16 protein-coding genes are annotated in these 18257 nt (G+C 36.7%); 11 read left to right on the top strand and 5 right to left on the bottom strand.

Going from position 1 to position 18257, the window contains the following annotated elements; all coding sequences use genetic code 11:
• Positions 1-66: 66 nt before the first annotated feature.
• The 5 genes from G521_RS0110415 (at position 67) to G521_RS0110395 (ending at position 5077) form a co-directional block, all read left to right on the top strand.
• The gene (locus G521_RS0110415; protein WP_036678865.1) at positions 67-972 is read left to right on the top strand and encodes a glycerophosphodiester phosphodiesterase family protein; all 906 of its coding nucleotides are present in this window, start codon (positions 67-69) and stop codon (positions 970-972) included.
• Between the two features lie 56 nt (positions 973-1028).
• Positions 1029-2387 carry a glycerol-3-phosphate transporter gene (gene glpT, locus G521_RS0110410; RefSeq protein WP_026898492.1) on the top strand — a complete coding sequence of 453 codons (1359 nt, stop codon included), beginning with the start codon at positions 1029-1031 and terminating at the stop codon, positions 2385-2387.
• Between the two features lie 14 nt (positions 2388-2401).
• Positions 2402-3085 (top strand): GDSL-type esterase/lipase family protein, encoded by a 684-nt coding sequence (locus G521_RS0110405; protein ID WP_026898491.1) that lies wholly within the window; start codon positions 2402-2404, stop codon positions 3083-3085.
• A 125-nt stretch (positions 3086-3210) separates the two neighbouring features.
• Positions 3211-3984 (top strand): enoyl-CoA hydratase/isomerase family protein, encoded by a 774-nt coding sequence (locus tag G521_RS0110400; RefSeq protein WP_026898490.1) that lies wholly within the window; start codon positions 3211-3213, stop codon positions 3982-3984.
• A gap of 52 nt (positions 3985-4036) precedes the next feature.
• Positions 4037-5077 (top strand): metallophosphoesterase, encoded by a 1041-nt coding sequence (locus G521_RS0110395; protein ID WP_026898489.1) that lies wholly within the window; start codon positions 4037-4039, stop codon positions 5075-5077.
• Here G521_RS0110395 and G521_RS0110390 read toward each other — a convergent pair.
• Positions 5074-5952 carry a diacylglycerol/lipid kinase family protein gene (locus G521_RS0110390; protein ID WP_026898488.1) on the bottom strand — a complete coding sequence of 293 codons (879 nt, stop codon included), beginning with the start codon at positions 5950-5952 and terminating at the stop codon, positions 5074-5076. The genes G521_RS0110395 and G521_RS0110390 overlap by 4 nt on opposite strands.
• 59 nt (positions 5953-6011) lie before the next feature.
• Positions 6012-6347 (bottom strand): MerR family transcriptional regulator, encoded by a 336-nt coding sequence (locus tag G521_RS0110385; protein WP_026898487.1) that lies wholly within the window; start codon positions 6345-6347, stop codon positions 6012-6014.
• A gap of 211 nt (positions 6348-6558) precedes the next feature.
• On the opposite strand from G521_RS0110385, the gene alaS reads away from it, so the two are divergent.
• The gene (gene alaS / locus G521_RS0110380; RefSeq protein ID WP_026898486.1) at positions 6559-9177 is read left to right on the top strand and encodes an alanine--tRNA ligase; all 2619 of its coding nucleotides are present in this window, start codon (positions 6559-6561) and stop codon (positions 9175-9177) included.
• A 72-nt stretch (positions 9178-9249) separates the two neighbouring features.
• Here the strand turns inward: alaS and G521_RS16950 are convergent, their stop codons facing one another.
• Complete coding sequence (locus G521_RS16950; protein WP_081675064.1) at positions 9250-9807, bottom strand: hypothetical protein; 558 nt, start codon at positions 9805-9807, stop codon at positions 9250-9252.
• A 172-nt stretch (positions 9808-9979) separates the two neighbouring features.
• Between G521_RS16950 and G521_RS0110370 the strand changes: the two genes are divergently transcribed.
• The 3 genes from G521_RS0110370 (at position 9980) to G521_RS0110360 (ending at position 12658) form a co-directional block, all read left to right on the top strand.
• Positions 9980-11077, top strand: coding sequence for a TlpA disulfide reductase family protein (locus tag G521_RS0110370; protein WP_026898485.1), 1098 nt, complete (start codon positions 9980-9982; stop codon positions 11075-11077).
• A gap of 89 nt (positions 11078-11166) precedes the next feature.
• Positions 11167-11856, top strand: a complete 690-nt coding sequence (locus G521_RS0110365; protein WP_026898484.1) for a response regulator transcription factor — start codon at positions 11167-11169, stop codon at positions 11854-11856.
• A gap of 82 nt (positions 11857-11938) precedes the next feature.
• Positions 11939-12658: an RluA family pseudouridine synthase gene (locus G521_RS0110360; protein WP_026898483.1), complete on the top strand. Its 720-nt coding sequence runs from the start codon at positions 11939-11941 to the stop codon at positions 12656-12658.
• 79 nt (positions 12659-12737) lie between these two features.
• Here G521_RS0110360 and G521_RS0110355 read toward each other — a convergent pair whose 3' ends face one another.
• Positions 12738-14126 carry an arginine decarboxylase gene (locus G521_RS0110355; protein WP_026898482.1) on the bottom strand — a complete coding sequence of 463 codons (1389 nt, stop codon included), beginning with the start codon at positions 14124-14126 and terminating at the stop codon, positions 12738-12740.
• A gap of 118 nt (positions 14127-14244) precedes the next feature.
• Between G521_RS0110355 and rocF the strand changes: the two genes are divergently transcribed.
• Both rocF and argS read left to right on the top strand, forming a co-directional pair.
• Positions 14245-15192 carry an arginase gene (rocF, locus tag G521_RS0110350; RefSeq protein WP_026898481.1) on the top strand — a complete coding sequence of 316 codons (948 nt, stop codon included), beginning with the start codon at positions 14245-14247 and terminating at the stop codon, positions 15190-15192.
• A 57-nt stretch (positions 15193-15249) separates the two neighbouring features.
• Positions 15250-17028: an arginine--tRNA ligase gene (gene argS / locus G521_RS0110345; RefSeq protein ID WP_026898480.1), complete on the top strand. Its 1779-nt coding sequence runs from the start codon at positions 15250-15252 to the stop codon at positions 17026-17028.
• A gap of 117 nt (positions 17029-17145) precedes the next feature.
• Here argS and G521_RS0110340 read toward each other — a convergent pair whose 3' ends face one another.
• Positions 17146-18051, bottom strand: a complete 906-nt coding sequence (locus G521_RS0110340) for a 3-hydroxybutyryl-CoA dehydrogenase (RefSeq protein ID WP_407637167.1) — start codon at positions 18049-18051, stop codon at positions 17146-17148.
• Positions 18052-18257: the final 206 nt, after the last annotated feature.

The raw sequence follows: 18257 nt of genomic DNA, 5'->3' as shown, positions 1-18257 counted from the left end.
TAAAAAATAAAAAGGTTACAATTCTCTATAGAATACAAAACTTACAGATAAGCAATTAAAATGCAGATGACTTTAAAGCAACAATTATTTATACCGGCTATATTCGTATTCATGATGATAGGAAGCTGTAAAATTCAAAAATCTGCTCAACAGGCTGCTCTGCCCGCTTTTGATACCGAAGGCCATCGCGGAGCAAGAGGACTTATGCCGGAAAATACTATTCCTGCAATGTATAAAGCCATACAACTTGGAGTTACTACTTTGGAAATGGATGTTCATATATCGCGGGATAATCAGGTTATTTTATCTCATGATGATCATATAAATTCATTGTTTACGCTTAGTGTGGATGGTAAAGAAATATCCAAAGCTGAAGCTGAGAAATTTGCATTCTATCAAATGGATTATGATGCAATTAAAAAGTTTGATGTAGGTTCAAAGTTTTATGATAAATTTCCAAAACAGCAAAAGTTAAAAGTTCATATTCCCCTTTTAACTCAACTGATTGATTCGGTACAAAATTATCTGGTAAGCAATGGAAAGCCTCAGGTGTTTTATAATATTGAGACCAAATCCAAACCAGAGGGTGACAAGCGTTTCCATCCGGAGCCTGAGCAATTTGTAAAACTGTTAATGGATGTTTTAGAAAAAAAGAAAATCACTCCATGGGTAATTATTCAATCTTTTGATCCGCGAACATTGCGTGTACTTCATGATAAATATCCCAATATAAAAACCGCCTATTTGGTAGAAAGTAATTCCTTAAAAAATAATCTTACGGAATTGGGATTTACACCAACCATTTATAGTCCCAATTCAAAACTGGTTACTTCCGATTTGGTTAAACAGGTTCATGAAAAAGGAATAAAAATAATACCCTGGACAGTAAACACCAAGCAGCAAATTACTCGCTTAAAGTCATTTGGGGTTGATGGGATTATTTCTGATTATCCGGATTTATTTAACCAATAAAATTTTTTATTTGAAATGCTGTTGCCTTTTATTTTCATAGCCCTAACCAATCCTGAATGAAATTTTTTCCTCCTGCTCCTCATACAAAACAACTGCCCTTAGAACGTATAGATCCCGAGTACAAACGTTTAAGATTACAAGTCTTTCTGGGTATATTTTTGGGATATGCCGGTTATTATCTGGTTCGGAAAAACTTCTCTCTGGTTATGCCGGATCTGATTGCTTTAGGGTATTCTAAGGGAGAATTAGGCTTAGCCTTATCGGGAGTTTCCATTGCTTATGGATTAAGCAAATTTTTGATGGGCAACGTCTCTGACCGAAGTAATGCCCGAACTTTTCTTACAGCGGGTTTATTATTATCCGCATTCACCATGATTTTTATGGGTTTGGTGCCAATTGCTACAAGCTCGATATTAATCATGTTTGTGTTATTATTCGTTAACGGATGGTTTCAGGGAATGGGTTGGCCACCAAGTGGAAGGGTTATGGTTCACTGGTTTTCTACCAAAGAGAGAGGAACAAAAATGTCAATATGGAATGTTGCACATAATGTTGGAGGCGGTTTGATCGGCCCCGTTGCTATTGCAGCCATTGCCATATTTGGAGACTGGGAAAGTAAATTGTATTTCCCGGGAATGGTTGCCCTTATTTTTGCTTTCATTGCCTATTTATTTATCAGGGATACGCCTCAATCATGCGGATTGCCTCCCATTGAAAAATATAAAAACGATTATCCCAATAATTATTCAGAGGAGCATGAAAAAGAGCTGAGTGCCCGGCAAATCTTCTTTGATTACGTTTTTAATAACCGCATACTCTGGTACATCGCATTTGCTAATGCATTTGTTTACCTGGTACGATACGGAATTTTAGACTGGGCACCTGTGTACCTGGAAGAAGCAAAAGGGTTTTCAGTTAAAGAAACCGGCTGGGCTTATTTCGCTTATGAATATGCAGGTATTCCGGGTACGCTTTTATGCGGCTGGATTAGTGATAAAGTATTTAAGGGAAGGCGTGCACCAGCTATTGTTATATACATGATATTGGTTTTACTGGCCGTTGTTGTTTACTGGAAAAATCCTCCGGGTAATATTGTAATTGATAATATTGCTTTAATTGTTATTGGATTTTTAATTTATGGACCTGTAATGTTAATTGGCGTTCAGGCGCTCGACCTGGTTCCAAAAAAAGCTGCAGGAACCGCCGCAGGTTTAACGGGTTTGTTCGGGTATATGGGCGGTGCTTTATTCGCCAATATCGCCATGGGCTATGTTGTTGATTTATGGGGATGGGATGGGGGCTTTGTTGTTCTAATATTAGCCTGTTTACTTTCCATCTTCTTTACCTTATTAACCTGGAAAAGAGAAAAAATACATCTTGCCAGTCAGCAAACTGAACCTGATTTGAAATCTTAATTATGATCTGTAAAATGAATTATTTGAAATTTGTGTTAGTCATCACCTGTATTTTTATGGCTGTTCCGGGGTTTTCCCAAACCGCTAAATGGGACAGCACCTTCAGGCCGTCTAATTTTCAGAATAAGGTAAATGAGTTTAAATCTTACCCAAATTCCCGTAAGGATATAATTTTTTTGGGAAACAGTATCACCGCCGGTACAGAATGGTCTGAATTATTAAACCGAAAAAATATTAAGAACAGGGGCATATCCGGTGATATAACCTTCGGTGTATTGGAGCGTCTCGACGAAGTAATTGAAGGAAAACCCTCTAAGGTTTTTATCCTGATAGGTGTAAACGATATTTCAAGGAATATTCCTGATGAGGTTATTCTTGAGAATTACAGGAAGATTGTTAGCAGAATTAAATCGGGTTCACCAAGAACAAAAATCTATTTCCACACCATGCTTCCCACCAATAATACGTATGATAAATTCAAAAATCATTATAATAAAGAGGAGCACATTTTATGGCTGAACAAAGCCCTAAAAGAGCTGGTTGCAATAGAAAAAATTACTCTTATAGACTTGTATCCGGCATTTTTGGATGCTGAAAAGCGCATGGATAAAAAGTATACCGTTGACGGCTTACATTTAAGTTTATTGGGCTATGCCCGATGGAAGGAATTATTAGAAAGCGGAAAGTATTTAAAGTAGTTTATAATCCTGAGATCAGCATCCTTGAAATAGAATAATTCCCAATAACATAAATAAAACCTGCTCATGTAGAGTTATGCTTAATTTTTGATTTAGATTTGAATATAATCTGAACAAATTAAGTAATGGCTTTAATTGATTACGAACTTAAAAACAGGGTTTCTTTCATAACCTTAAACCGTCCCGAAAAAAGAAATGCATTAAATCCCGAGCTGGTTAAACTTTTAACAGCGTGTTTTCTGAAAGCAAATACTGATGAAAATGTTAAAGTGATTGTGTTATCAGCAAACGGCGAGGTTTTTAGTGCCGGTGCAGACTTGGCATATTTACAACAACTTCAATCCAATTCTTATGAAGAGAATGTAAGTGATTCTGGTAGTTTAAAAGAGCTTTTTTATACCATTTATACTTCCCCCAAATTAGTTATTGCACAGGTAGAAGGCCACGCAATTGCCGGTGGCTGCGGCCTTGCGTCTGTATGCGACCTGGTATTTAGTATTCCTGAGGCAAAATTTGGATATACCGAAGTGAAAATTGGTTTTATACCCGCATTGGTGGCTTGCTTTTTGGTAAGAAAGTTAGGTGAAGCCAGAACTAAAGAATTATTGCTTAGCGGTGATTTGATAAGTGCTGAAAAAGCAGCAGAGTATGGACTCATTAATTTTATTTTCGAGGCTGATAAAATTCGCGGAGAGGTAATACATTATGCTCAAAGATTTATTTCTTCTGTTTCAGCGCAATCGGTAACTCTAACTAAAGAGTTGCTTAACATGGCTCAGAATTTAAGTCTAGAGGAAAGTCTGGAGAATGCTGTTCATCTAAATGCAAAGGCACGGTCAAGTGATGATTGCAAACGAGGAATTTCTGCCTTTTTAAATAAAGAAAAGCTTGAATGGTAAATCTCTAATGAGCCATTTATAATTTTATAAACCAATTATTCCTTACCTGAAAATGAATAATGTGCCGTACGAGATTTTTTTAATTGGTGATACTGGAAGTATTTCCCGCAATAAACCAGATCAGGTATTGGAAATGTTGAAGGCTCATTGTGATGTAAATCAGGAGTCGGCTATTGTATTTTTAGGAGATAATATTTATCCCCGCGGATTACCGGCAAAGGATCATTTACTTAGGAAAGAAGCTGAGGATACGTTGAATGCCCACAAAAACGCATTAAAAGATTATCACGGCAAAGTATTGTTTATCTCCGGTAATCATGATTGGAATAAAGGCAGAGCGGATGGATATGAATATGTTTTGCGTCAGCAAAAATATCTTGATAAATTATTCGGAACACAGGTAATGTTTCCGTCAAACGGATGCCCGGGACCTTCAGAAATCAATGTAAATGATAACATAACCATTGTTCTTATAAATACCCAGTGGTGGCTTCAATCAGGCTACCGGCCAATCGGAAAGGAGTGTGGTTGCCGCGTTAATTCTGAAGAGGACTTTTTTATTCACCTAAGAAAGGTACTCGACAAGAATAAGGGTAAACAGATAATTGTGGCCGGACATGCGCCAGTTTACAGTTATGCTATTCATGGCGGTCGCTATAAATTCAGTCATCATTTATTTCCGATGACCATTTACCATAGAAAAGCGTATGTTCCATTACCGCTTATTGGGTCATTGCTTCCCTTGTACAGAAAATATTTTGGCGCTAAGGAAGATATTGCACATCCTAGATACCGGCATTTAAGAAAAAAGTTAAAAGAGGTTTTCAAAGAATATCCGGGTTTAATTTATGCTGCAGGGCATGAGCATAATTTGCAGCACATTAGCAAAGATCATAATCATTTCATCATCAGCGGGGCCGGATCAAAACTGAAATATGTTTTAAAAGGCGGTAAGAATCTGCGCTTTGGAATGAAAGCAAAAGGATTCTTTAAAATCAGGTTTGAGAGTGACGGATCAGTAGTTTCTTCGGCCTGGATATTGGATCCTGGTCATAATAAAGGGAAAATGGTGTACGAGCAGCCTTTAAATTAAGTTTGAGCCGGAACTAAAACTTTCAATGCGTTATGCATCATTTCTACCTTAATTTCTTTCACTCTGTTAATTATTTCTCCATCAATTTGTAAAGTAGTTTTTCTGCTTGATTTTATATGTGCTTCATTGCAAGAAATTATTTCTACATAATCTGAAGTCAAAAGAGTGTTCCTGAACATTTTCCAGGCTATTGATAATATTTTAATATCCGGAAATGGCTTAATAATTACGAGTTCAAACTTGCCGTCGTCGATAATGCCGTTTGGATTTATTACTGCTCCGGTACCGTATTTTGTGGCGTTTGCAAAAGTAAGCGACACGGCCCGCCTCGTAATTTCCTTGTTTTCGTATTTAATGCGGAATTTATAGTGTTTCAGTAGAAATATTTCGGCCATCAGATGCCTGGCGTAAGACATCATTCCTCTTTTCTTTTCCTGCTCAAAACGTTTAACTATCCGTGCATTTAAACCTACATCTCCCAGATGAATGCAAATTTTTCCATTAATTTTTATAAGATCTATGGGCTTTGTAATTCCGGTTTCCAATAAATGAATTGCCTGTTCAGGATTATTTGCAATTTGTAATTCGCGGGCCATTCCATTTGCAGAACCCGTTGGAATTATTAGAAGCGTAATATCCGTGTAAGCGAGAATACAGGCCAGCATATTAACCGTCCCATCCCCACCAGCAGCGGCAACAATATCTGGTTTAAATTCTTCTATTTTCTTTTTAATCACGGAGTCGGCATCAGAACCCTCAATTGAATAAACCTCATAATCGAAGTGTAATTTTTGAGAAATCTCCTCGATCAGCGGATCAAGAATTTTATTGGTTTCTGTCCCGGATCCGGGGTTAATTACAAAAAAAACCTTCATATGTTTCCGGGAGTTATTTAATGATTGCAGGTATTTAAATCTTGATTATAATGTAGTTATTAAAGCTGTTCTTTTACTTCAAGCAGAAACTGTTTCAAACGTTCTAAAGAATCAATTACTTTTTGGTTTTCTTTTACTTCGCCTTTATTGTTCTTTAAAAAATCTTTGGCTCCATGTAAAGTAAATCCTTTTTCTTTAACCAGGTTAAAGATGATTTTTAAATTTTCAACATCTTCAGGAGTAAAAAGTCGATTTCCTTTTTTATTTTTTTTAGGCTGAAGGATATCAAATTCTTTCTCGTAAAAGCGTATCTGCGAAGCATTTACATCAAACATCTGGGTTACTTCGCCCATAGTGTAGTAAAGTTTATTGATTTCGCGTTCCTTGTAAGGCATTTTGTATATATACTAGATAAGCTGAAGCTAAAGCACTTTAGCCAACAAATTGTTTTGTAAAGCTATCAAATTACAGAATACAGCACAAAAAATTAATTATCGCAGTAAAATAATCCTGCTAAGGATTTAAATAAATTTCCATTTTTCCATTTCAATCCGGGTACGGATTTTACAGGCAAAAAATTAACTTTGCTCAAATTTATAATTACAGATGACCACGATAGAGATAAGGCAGGCATTTTTGGATTTTTTTGCAAGTAAAGGGCACCAGGTTGTTTCGTCTGCACCAATAGTTGTTAAAAACGATCCAACCTTAATGTTCACCAATGCAGGAATGAATCAGTTTAAAGAGTTGTTTCTTGGTGATGCACCTGTTAAATATCCACGTGTGGCTGATACGCAACGCTGTCTGCGGGTTTCCGGGAAGCATAATGACCTCGAAGAAGTGGGCATTGATACCTATCATCATACCATGTTCGAAATGCTTGGTAACTGGAGTTTTGGCGATTATTTCAAAAAAGAAGCTATTACATGGAGCTGGGAACTGTTAACCGAAGTGTACCGGATTCCGAAAGATCAATTGTATGTTACCGTTTTTGAAGGCGACGAAAAAGAAGGCTTGCCGAAAGATCAGGAAGCATATAATTTGTGGAAAGAGCTCATCGATGAAGACCGGATTCTGTTGGGAAATAAAAAAGATAATTTCTGGGAAATGGGTGAAACCGGCCCCTGTGGTCCCTGTTCTGAAATACATGTGGATTGCCGTACTCCGGCCGAAAAGCAAGAGGTAGATGGCAAAATCCTGGTTAACAATGATCATCCGCAGGTTATTGAAATCTGGAATAATGTTTTTATGCAATATAATCGGCTGAAAGATGGTTCTTTACAGCCTTTACCCGCACAACATGTTGACACGGGAATGGGTTTGGAAAGATTAGTGAGAGTACTGCAGCAAAAATCATCCAATTATGATACCGATGTTTTTCAGCCATTAATCCAGTTTATAGCCAAAGAAGCTAAGGTTACTTATGGAGAAGACGAAAAGCTGGATATCGCCATGCGTGTGATGGCCGACCATATCAGGGCAATCAGTTTCTGTATCGCCGATGGTCAGCTGCCTTCTAATAACAAAGCAGGCTATGTAATTCGCCGGATTTTGCGCCGTGCCGTTCGTTATGCCTATACCTTTCTGAATTTCAAAGATCCGTTTTTAAATAAGCTTGTGCCGGTTTTGGCTGGGCAATTTGAAAGTGTTTTCCCCGAGTTAAGCTTTCAGAAAGAATTTGTTCAAAAAGTGGTTTTAGAAGAAGAAACCTCATTCTTAAGAACTTTATCTACCGGTATTCAGCGTTTTGAAAAATTTGCTAATACTGCAAGCAAAATTGAAGGAAGTTTTGCTTTCGAGCTTTACGATACGTTTGGGTTTCCAATTGACCTAACTGATTTAATGGCCCGCGAGAAGGGACTTGAAGTTGATATGGAGGGATTCAATAAAGAACTTCAAGAGCAAAAAACACGTTCCCGTGCGGCCACTGCTATTGATACCGGAGATTGGGTAATTGTAAATGCAGGTGAAGAAGTAGAATTTGTAGGTTATCAGGAACTGGAAACAGAGTGTAAAATATTAAAATACAGAAAAATAATTGCCAGGGGTAAAGAGCAGTTTCAGGTAGTTTTGGATCGTACTCCGTTCTATGCCGAAAGTGGCGGACAGATAGGCGATACCGGAAGGCTGGAAGATCATTCACGCCTGTTTCAGTTTGAAGTTACCGATACCAAAAAAGAAAATGGATTAATTATTCATTACCTGGATTTATTGCCTGCAGATCTTGAAGGATCTTTCTGGGCATTGGTTGATGAAGAAAAACGCCTTTCTACAGAGAATAATCATTCGGCAACGCATTTAATGCATGCGGCTTTGAAACAGGTTTTAGGATCACATGTCAATCAAAAAGGTTCATTGGTTAACGGTGATTATTTGCGGTTTGATTTTTCGCATTTTTCAAAATTAAGTGCTCAGGAAATCTCCGAAATTGAATCAATTGTGAACAAAAAGATTCGGCAGAATATCAGTTTAAAAGAGCAGCGAAATGTTCCGTATGAAGAAGCTTTACAATCTGGGGTTACTGCATTGTTTGGTGAAAAGTATGGCGATTATGTTCGTGTAATAACTTTTGATGATCATTTTTCAAAAGAACTTTGCGGCGGGACGCATGTTAAAGCCACAGGTCAGATCGGTTATTTTAAAATTATTTCTGAAAGTGCAGTTGCCGCAGGTGTGCGCCGTATTGAAGCAATAACCGGAATTAAAGCCGAAGAATATATCGTTAATCAGCAAAAAGTTCTTTCCGATTTAAAGGAAATTTTAAAAACTCCCGCTGATCTTGTTAAAACTATTGAAAATCTTCTGGAAGAGAATTCTCGTTTGCGAAAAGAATCAGAGAAAAATATTCTTGAAAAATCTGCCGGTTTAAAATATGAGTTAGCCAAGCAAGCCGAAAACATAAACGGTATTAACTTTATTGCAAAACGGATAGAGCTGCCAAATGCCGATGCTGTTAAGAATTTAGCTTTCGGAATTAAAGAAATTGTTCCTGATCTGTTTTTAATACTTGCCGCAGAATTCGAAGGAAAGCCGAATTTAACAGTAATGGTTTCTGAAAATCTAATTAAGGATCGTAATTTGAATGCGGGGGTTATTATTCGTGAGCTTGCAAAAGAAATTCAGGGTGGTGGCGGTGGCCAGCCATTTTATGCTACGGCAGGAGGTAAAAATCCGGCTGGCTTAGACTCAGCTCTTGAAAAAGCGAAGGCATTTATCTTGTCCTGATAATTTAGTAACTGAACAAAATACTTAAAAATAAAAAAGCCCCGAAAGGGGCTTTTTTATTTTCTGAAAAAATTAGTGCTTTTTGCCTTTACCTTTTCCATGTCCGTCTGAACTTTTCTTGCTGTTTGAATGGGCTTTAACATTACCATTTTTAACCGAAGAGGTTTTTATTGTGCGTACTTGATTGTTGGAAGAGTAAGATTTTTTCGCGTGTTTGGGATGCCCTTTAACAATATAATATTTTGAGTCATTGCTGTATTTAATACTTTTCTGTTTTGCCTTTAACCCTTTATATTTCGCATATTTTACTTTGTGATCATTAAAGTATAAATAAGGTCTTGGAGAGTTCATTACAACTTTATATCCGTTGTAAAGATTATATCCGCTATATCTTGAAGGAAGATTAGTGGAAAATAACCAACGGCCATCATTCAGGTAAACATATTGTCTTTTAGGAACACTATAATATGTTTGTATGTCGGGCAAATAGTAATAATCTGCACGATCATAACCCACCGGACCCCATAAAGGCTGAGATCCAACATTGAAATTTATACTTATTTGAGCTTGTGAAGAATTTGCTGTAAAAGCAACAAATGCAACAGTTAACGCCAATAATAGCTTTTTCATCTTATATAATTTAATCTGAGACATATTTATCCAATTCTATGCCATGATCAAAATTAGTTGTACACATTCCATAACCTGCTATAATGCTTCAAATGTTTATATTTGAAAAAAATGTCTTTAATAGTCCGGATTATATTTAATTCCGGATTTTATTTATTAGAAAGAGAAGATTTTGAAAAGAATAATTTTAGTAGGATTAGTATGTTTAGCAGCACTGGGATCGTGCAAAAACAATGATGAATTTAACATTAACGGTAAAGTTGAAAATGCCGGATCCATAAAAAAAGTTGAGCTTTATGAAATGGATCAATTAATTGATTCTGCTTTTTTAAATGAAGATCAGGAATTTAAATTCAGAAGAATCTCTCCCGAACCCAATTTTTATACCATGGTAATTGGCGATAAGAACTTTCTCATTATCGCCAGAAATGGCGATGAGATAGATTTTGAAACTGATTTTACAGATTCGAAAAATACATATTCCATTTCTGGTTCAAAAGATTCCGAAAAAATTCGTGAATTTAATCAGGTAAGTAATGAGTACGGTAAAATTTATCAGGATATTCAGGCTACCTATTCTCAGGAGATAAGTAAAAATCCTGCCGCTAAGGATTCTATATTTAAATCATTAATGCCTCAATTTCAACAAAATATGGATGCCTACAGTCAAAAGGCATTACAGTTTGGAGAAGAAAACAAAGATAATTTAGCCGGATTTTATGCTGTTGGAACTATTGATCAATCCAGATATGAATCTCAGTTAATTAAATATGCAGAGGAAGTAAAGCCTAAGTTTCCTAAAAACAAAGCGGTACAATCTTTTACTGATAAAATGATGTCGTTGAAACCGGTTTCAGTAGGTCAGCCAGCCCCTCAATTTGAATTGCCAACTCCGGAAGGTAAAATAATTAAACTTTCAGATCTCAAAGGCAAATATGTGTTGTTGGATTTCTGGGCTTCCTGGTGTGCACCTTGCCGGGATGAAAATCCAAATATTGTTAAACAGTATAATTCATTTAAAAATAAAGGTTTTACTGTACTGGGCGTTTCTTTAGATAAAGGAAAAGGTGCATGGGAAAAAGCAATTGCTGATGATAAGTTAACATGGACTCATGTATCTGAATTAAAAGAATGGGATGGTAAAGTTTCCATTGCTTACAGGGTGGAAAGCATTCCATCTTCTTTTTTATTAGATCCACAGGGGAAAATTATTGCAAAGAATTTAAGAGGGGCAGAACTTGAAAATTTTTTAAAGAAAACCCTAAATTAATGGTGTATTAGTAGATGTTAACAATATCTTAATAAACAGTTAACATACATTGACAACAAACTGGCTACTTTAGCGCTAAAATAAAAATTATGAGTATTGCTAAGCATAAGATCCTGATAGTTGATGACGAGCCGGATATCCTTGAACTGATTGAATACAATCTGAATAAAGAAGGATATCAGGTTTATACTGCTACCAATGGACAGGAAGCCGTTTCTGAAGCCAAACGAGTTCTGCCGGATCTTATTATTTTAGATATCATGATGCCTAAAATGGACGGGATAGAAGCCTGCCGGATTTTGCGTTCCATGCCCGAATTTAAGAATACGTTCATGGTTTTTTTAACTGCCCGGAGCGAAGAGTATTCTGAAATTGCAGGTTTTAACGTGGGCGCTGATGATTACATAGCCAAACCAATAAAGCCACGGTCACTTATTAGCAGGATTAACGCTATTTTGAGAAGAAATGCTCAGGCTGAAGAAGTAACCGAGAATAAACTGGAAATCGCTGACCTTGTTATTGACCGGGATGCATTTCTCGTATTCAAAAAAGGTGAGAAAATTATATTGGCTAAAAAAGAATTTGAATTATTATACCTGCTTGCGTCTAAGCCCGGAAAAGTATTTACAAGAGATGTAATTTTGAAAAGCATCTGGGAAGATTCTGTAGTAGTTACTAACCGTACCATCGATGTCCACATCCGGAAATTACGTGAAAAACTTGGGGAAATGTACGTAACTACTGTTAAAGGTGTAGGATACAAATTTGAAGCTAAATAATTCTTTTTTTGATGTTTGCGGTTAAATTGGGCTCCATGCTCCATTTTTCCTGTACATTTGCGGCTTAACTATTATTTTTGCTGTGAAATTTCCGAAGTTTGAGGATTTGATCCTTTTTGAAAATAACGATCTGATCGTTGTTAATAAACCTGCATTTTTAAGTTCATTAGATGATCGCGAAGGCGGAGAAATAAATCTGCTGCGGCTGGCCCGTCAGTACACTTCAGATGCGCAGATCTGTCATCGTTTAGATAAAGAAACCTCCGGCGCTTTAATTATTGCTAAAAATCCGGAAGCGTACAGGTTGGTTTCTATGCAGTTTGAGCACAGAAAAATTAAGAAAATATATCATGCCGTAATTACCGGTACTCATGTGTTCGAAAATCTTCATGTTGATCTTCCGATTTTAAATCTTGGTAATAAAAATGTAGCTATAAGCCGTCAGGAAGGTAAACCCGCTGAAACTATTTTTAATTCTTTAAAATATTATAAGCACTATACATTAGTGGAGTGCAGCCCTATTACGGGCAGAATGCACCAGATCCGAATTCATTTGGCATCGCAGCGTGCATGTATAGCAGGAGATGAAATGTATGGAGGAAAGCCAATTTTTCTGTCAGAAATTAAACGTTCCTACCGACTTGGGAAAGAGCAGGAAGAATTGCCAATTATGAAACGCTTTGCTCTTCACGCAAGACAATTGACCTTTAACATTAATGAAACCACTCAAATGACTTTTGAGGCCCCTTATCCAAAAGACTTCGCTACGCTGATTAAGTTGCTGGATAAATTTGATGCCTAAATAAAAAGCCTTATCCGGATTTTTAATCCGGGTAAGGCTTTACCATATCAATAATAGCTTATATTTAATCTGGTTTTTATCAGGTAGTATAACCTAAGATCTTCAGAACTTGTTTACTATTTTGCTCTTCTCCAAAAACTTCAAAATTGAAGGTTTCATCTCGGTTTCTGCGAATAATAACATGTTTTGGAGATGGAAGCAGACAGTGATGAATTCCACCGTAACCGCTTAAAACTTCCTGATAAGCACCCGTGTGAAAAAAGCCCATGTACTGCACTTTACGTGTTTTAGGCATAAACACACTGTTCATATGCGCTTCCTGATTATAATAATCCTGGCCGTCGCAGGTTATTCCTCCCAGATTTACACGCTCATATTCAGAATCCCAGTTATTTATTGGCGCCAGAATATACTTTTGATTTAAAGCCCACACATCCGGCAGATTAGTAATAAATGATCCGTCAAGCATGAGCCATTTCTCGCGGTCGTTCTGAAGTTTTCTTCCCAATACTTTATATAAAATTCCTGAAGCTTCCGCAACGGTGTATTTGCCGAATTCGGTTATGATATCTGGTTCTACAGTTTCGTTTTCCGCACAAATTTCTTTGATTCGTTTTACAATTTCATTCACCATGTATTCGTAATCAAAATCAAATACAAGTGAATCTTTAAATGGCATTCCTCCGCCAATATCCAGCGTAGTTAAATCAGGATTAACTTTTTTAAACTTGCAATAGAGAGTTACGTATTTTTCTAACTCGTTCCAGTAATAAGGTGTGTCTGATATACCAGAATTTATAAAGAAGTGTAACAGCTTAACCTTAAAGTTTGGATTCTGTGCAATTTTGTGATTGTAAAAGTCAATCACATCTTCAATTCTGATTCCTAAACGGGAGGTATAAAATTGAGAATCAGGTTGTTCTTCAGCAGCTATGCGGATACCCAGATTACATGGAATATCCAGCTCGTCATCATACAGGTTGAATTCTTCTTTATTGTCAAGTACCGGAATGATGTTTTTATATCCATCATGAAGCATGTCAATAATATATTGCTTGTACTGGAAGGTTTTAAAACCGTTACAGATAACCGTTATATCTTTATTTAAAACGCCTTTTTTTTCCAGAGCATCAATCATTGGCATGTCAAAAGCAGAGGAGGTTTCAAGGTGGATCTCATTTCTTAAAGCTTCTTCAACAATATGTCTGAAATGCGAGCTTTTAGTACAATAACAATATTTATAACTGCCTCTATAATTATTTCGAATTATAGCCGACTGGAAAAGGATTTTCGCCTGCTGAATTTTCTTGCTGATAATTGGCAGATAGGTAAATCTTAGTGGTGTGCCATAAGTTTCAATCATCTCCATCAGGTTCAGATCGTGAAAATATAGCTCATCGTCGATAACTTCAAAACCCTCCTGAGGAAATCCAACGCTTAAATCTAGAAACTCCGCGTAACTTTGCATTTTTTTATAATTTTGGCAAAGATATAAAAAGCAGAGGGCTTAGAGCAAAGTGGAGGGTCGAAAATTATTTTTCCTCATTTTCATTTTTTTTGCCGGGTATTGTGTATTATAGAACTATATGCGAGAACTTAAAATCATTGAAGTTAAATCAGAATTGGGCGCCGGAACACGTGGAGCCAGTATGGGCGTAGACGCTATTAAAATTGCCGCCCTCGATTTTGGAAGCAGGTATTTTAAAAAATATAAAAGTGTAGAAATACCCAATGAGAATCACCTCTTGCTTGAATCAACCGGCAATCAATATGCAAAACGAATTTCTGGTGTGCTAACCATGGTAGAGCGGGTTGCCGAAGAAGTTTCTAAAACTCTTAAGAATAATGAATTCCCAATTGTTCTATCCGGAGATCACAGTAACTCTGCCGGAACTATTTCGGGTATTAAAAAAGCTTTCCCAAAATCAACTCTTGGCGTGATCTGGATTGACGCTCATGCGGATATTCATTCTCCATATACCACCCCTTCGGGCAATCTGCACGGAATGCCTATCGCCATCGTTTTAGATGAAGATAACAATGAATCAAAAATCAATAATATTGATCAGGAAACGGTAAATTACTGGTTTCAATTAAAGAATGTAGGTAATATTGCACCTAAAATTACCTATCGGGATTTAGTTTATATTGCTGTTCGTGATACCGAAATTCCTGAAGAATATTTGTTGCGGAAGAATACGGTCAAAAATTTTACTACTGCCGAAATTCGTAAAAGAGGAGTGGAGAGAGTAGCCATTGATGCATTACAATATCTTGATCACTGTGATTTAATCTACATTTCTTTTGATGTGGATTCTATGGATGCCGGAATTTCTAAGGGAACTGGAACTCCGGTTGCAAACGGAATTACCGAGCGAGAAGCAGGAAACTTAGTAGCCAGGCTGATGACAAATGATAAGGTTTGCTGTTTTGAAATAGTTGAAGTAAATCCAACACTCGATAAAGAGAATTTAATGGCAGAGAATGCCTTTGAAATATTGGTTCGTGCAACCAACTCCCTTATAAACGATTAATATAATATCCTCCATCCCAATAAAAACAAGCTGGCTTGCCAGACTCATAAATTTACAATGAACCTCGAAGAAAATATTATAAAAACAGTTCAGCAGGCTATTCAGGAACTTTATCAATCCGAATTACCCGTTGAACAAATTGCGTTACAAGACACCCGAAAAGAGTTTGAGGGCCAGATTACGATTGTAACTTTTCCTTTCATCAAATTTTCAAAGAAAAGTCCGGAACAAACAGCCCAGGATTTGGGTTCTTATCTGCAGGTAAAAATTGAAAAAATAGTCGGCTTTAATGTAGTGAAAGGTTTTCTGAACCTTGCTATTGCTGATGATTTCTGGGTTGATCAGCTGTATTCCGATATCAGCAAAGAGAGTTACGGACAGTTTCCGGCCAACGGGAAAAAAGTAATGGTTGAATATTCATCTCCCAATACCAACAAACCCTTACACTTAGGCCATGTTCGTAATAATTTACTGGGATATTCGGTTGCAGCAATTCTGGAAGCAAGCGGGTGTGAAGTTGTTAAAGTGAACCTGGTAAATGATCGGGGTATTCATATATGTAAGTCTATGCTTGCATGGCAAAAATTCGGAAATGGCGAAACTCCCGAAAGCTGTCAGTTAAAAGGGGATCATCTGGTTGGAAAATACTATGTTATTTTTGATAAAGAATACAAAAAACAGATTGAAGAATTAAAGACTGCCGGTCAGACAGAGGATGAAGCAAAAAAGAATGCGCCCATTATTCGTGAGGCACAGGAAATGCTTCAGAAATGGGAGGCGGGTGATGAAGCTGTTTTAAATCTCTGGAAAAAAATGAACCGTTGGGTTTATTCCGGTTTTGCAGAAACCTATAAAAAACTGGGGGTTGATTTTGAAAAATTCTATTACGAATCTGATACCTATATTTTAGGGAAAGATATCATCGAAGAAGGTCTTGAGAAAAGTGTATTCTTTAAAAAACCTGATGGATCGGTCTGGATCGACCTGACCGCAGATGGCCTGGACGAAAAACTGGTTCTACGCTCAGACGGAACTTCTGTTTATATTACTCAGGATTTAGGTACGGCCCAGTTAAAGTTCAATGATTTTAAGATGGATGAATCCATTTACGTTGTTGGAAACGAGCAGGATTATCACTTTAAAGTGCTTTTTCTTATTCTCCAGAAACTTGGAAAAACCTGGGCTAAAGGATTGTATCATCTTTCTTATGGCATGGTTGATCTTCCTTCCGGAAAAATGAAATCAAGGGAAGGTACTGTAGTGGACGCCGATGATTTGATTTCTGAAATGGTCAACACTGCTAAATACCGTACGGAAGAATTAGGTAAAGTAGAAGGATTTTCCATCGAGGAAAAGCAGGAATTATACCAGATGATTGGTTTAGGAGCCCTGAAATACTTCCTGTTAAAGGTAGAACCTAAAAAGAGACTGTTATTTGATCCGAATGAATCTATAGATTTTCAGGGAAATACCGGCCCCTTTATTCAGTATACACATGCCCGTATAAAATCAGTATTAAGTAAGGCCAGTTTGGCTACATCACATTCCGGAATTTATACTTCAGCATTAAATTCTGTAGAACGAGATTTGATTGTGATTTTACACAAATACCCGGAAGTAATTCAGGGTGCTGCAAAAGATCATAGTCCTGCGCAGATTGCCAACTATGTTTTTGAGCTCGCAAAGTTGTACAATAAGTTTTATCATGAAGAGCCTATTCTAAAAGCCGAAGAAGAATCAGTAAAGCAATTCAGGTTAAGTTTGTCGGCAGCTACAGCCGCAGTTATTAAAAAATCTATGAAGCTGCTGGGAATTGCCGTGCCAGATAAAATGTAGCTATTCAAACAGTAATTCAGTTTATGTAGTCAATCTATAAAAATTCAGCCGCAGACATACCATCATTAAAATGGTATTTATCTGCGGCTTATTTTATTTACTGATACTTGGTTTAGTTTAACTACGATTTATATTAAATTTTTGAGAAACTTTTAGATCTTTTAAACCACCGGAATAGTCATAAAATCCGTTGCCGGATTTTATCCCTTTGTGACCGGCTGTAACCATATTTACCAATAATGGACATGGAGCATATTTTTGATTTCCAAAACCCTGATAAAGAACATTTAAAATAGCTAAACATACATCCAAACCAATAAAATCGGCTAACTGCAGCGGACCCATCGGATGAGCCATTCCTAATTTCATTACCGTATCGATTTCTTCAACTCCTGCAACCCCTTCATAAAGTGTATAAACAGCTTCATTGATCATTGGCATTAAAATTCTATTAGCCACAAAGCCGGGATAATCGTTTACTTCGACCGGGGTTTTGCCCAATTTTAGTGCTAATTCCATAACGGTATTAGTCACTTCGTCTGAAGTTGCGTAACCACGAATCACTTCCACCAGTTTCATTACCGGAACCGGGTTCATAAAATGCATTCCAATCACCTTTTCGGGATGTGCAGTTACTGAAGCTATTTTAGTTATGGATATTGAAGATGTATTGGAAGCCAGGATTGCATCTTCTTTACAAAAATGACTAAGGTCCTGGAATATTTTTAATTTGAGATCTAGATTTTCTGTGGCTGCTTCAACAACCACGTCGGCATTCTCAACACCAGACTGAAAATTCGTAGATGTTTTAATATTCTTTAGCGTTGAAACTTTATCATCATCAGTGATTATTCCTTTGGCAACCTGCCTGTCCAGATTTTTGCTTACTGTAACTAAAGCCCGCTGAAGGGCATCTTCTGATATATCTACCAGGTTTACTAAAAATCCTTTTTGAGCAAAAGTATGGGCAATTCCATTTCCCATTGTCCCAGAACCAATAACAGATATTTGTTTTATTTCCATATTTATTCTAATGAATATTTATAATTGCGGTTAAATTTAAAACTAAACAAATAACAATAAAAAATTAGAATTATAGATAACGTATGCTTTATAGCTAATTCTGAATATCGAGGTGTTTTGTTAAGAATTTTATGAAAAAATAAATAAAGATTCAATTAGTTGAGATTATTTAACTGGCTTGCCTTAAATAAGAAAAGCGGTTCAAA

The organism is Daejeonella oryzae DSM 19973, from assembly GCF_000422945.1.
Classification (GTDB): domain Bacteria; phylum Bacteroidota; class Bacteroidia; order Sphingobacteriales; family Sphingobacteriaceae; genus Daejeonella; species Daejeonella oryzae.
Note: the sequence above shows the minus strand (reverse complement) of the source record. Positions and strands in the feature narration are given on the sequence as shown.

Coding starts and splice junctions, on each gene's coding strand:
- G521_RS0110355 (WP_026898482.1), bottom strand. CDS start 14,126: ATGCAAAGTTACGCGGAGTTTCTAGATTTAAGCGTTGGATTTCCTCAG.
- G521_RS16950 (WP_081675064.1), bottom strand. CDS start 9,807: ATGAAAAAGCTATTATTGGCGTTAACTGTTGCATTTGTTGCTTTTACA.
- rocF (WP_026898481.1), top strand. CDS start 14,245: ATGCGAGAACTTAAAATCATTGAAGTTAAATCAGAATTGGGCGCCGGA.
- G521_RS0110415 (WP_036678865.1), top strand. CDS start 67: ATGACTTTAAAGCAACAATTATTTATACCGGCTATATTCGTATTCATG.
- argS (WP_026898480.1), top strand. CDS start 15,250: ATGAACCTCGAAGAAAATATTATAAAAACAGTTCAGCAGGCTATTCAG.
- alaS (WP_026898486.1), top strand. CDS start 6,559: ATGACCACGATAGAGATAAGGCAGGCATTTTTGGATTTTTTTGCAAGT.
- G521_RS0110395 (WP_026898489.1), top strand. CDS start 4,037: ATGAATAATGTGCCGTACGAGATTTTTTTAATTGGTGATACTGGAAGT.
- G521_RS0110400 (WP_026898490.1), top strand. CDS start 3,211: ATGGCTTTAATTGATTACGAACTTAAAAACAGGGTTTCTTTCATAACC.
- G521_RS0110390 (WP_026898488.1), bottom strand. CDS start 5,952: ATGAAGGTTTTTTTTGTAATTAACCCCGGATCCGGGACAGAAACCAAT.
- G521_RS0110365 (WP_026898484.1), top strand. CDS start 11,167: ATGAGTATTGCTAAGCATAAGATCCTGATAGTTGATGACGAGCCGGAT.
- G521_RS0110405 (WP_026898491.1), top strand. CDS start 2,402: ATGAATTATTTGAAATTTGTGTTAGTCATCACCTGTATTTTTATGGCT.
- glpT (WP_026898492.1), top strand. CDS start 1,029: ATGAAATTTTTTCCTCCTGCTCCTCATACAAAACAACTGCCCTTAGAA.
- G521_RS0110340 (WP_407637167.1), bottom strand. CDS start 18,051: ATGGAAATAAAACAAATATCTGTTATTGGTTCTGGGACAATGGGAAAT.
- G521_RS0110385 (WP_026898487.1), bottom strand. CDS start 6,347: ATGCCTTACAAGGAACGCGAAATCAATAAACTTTACTACACTATGGGC.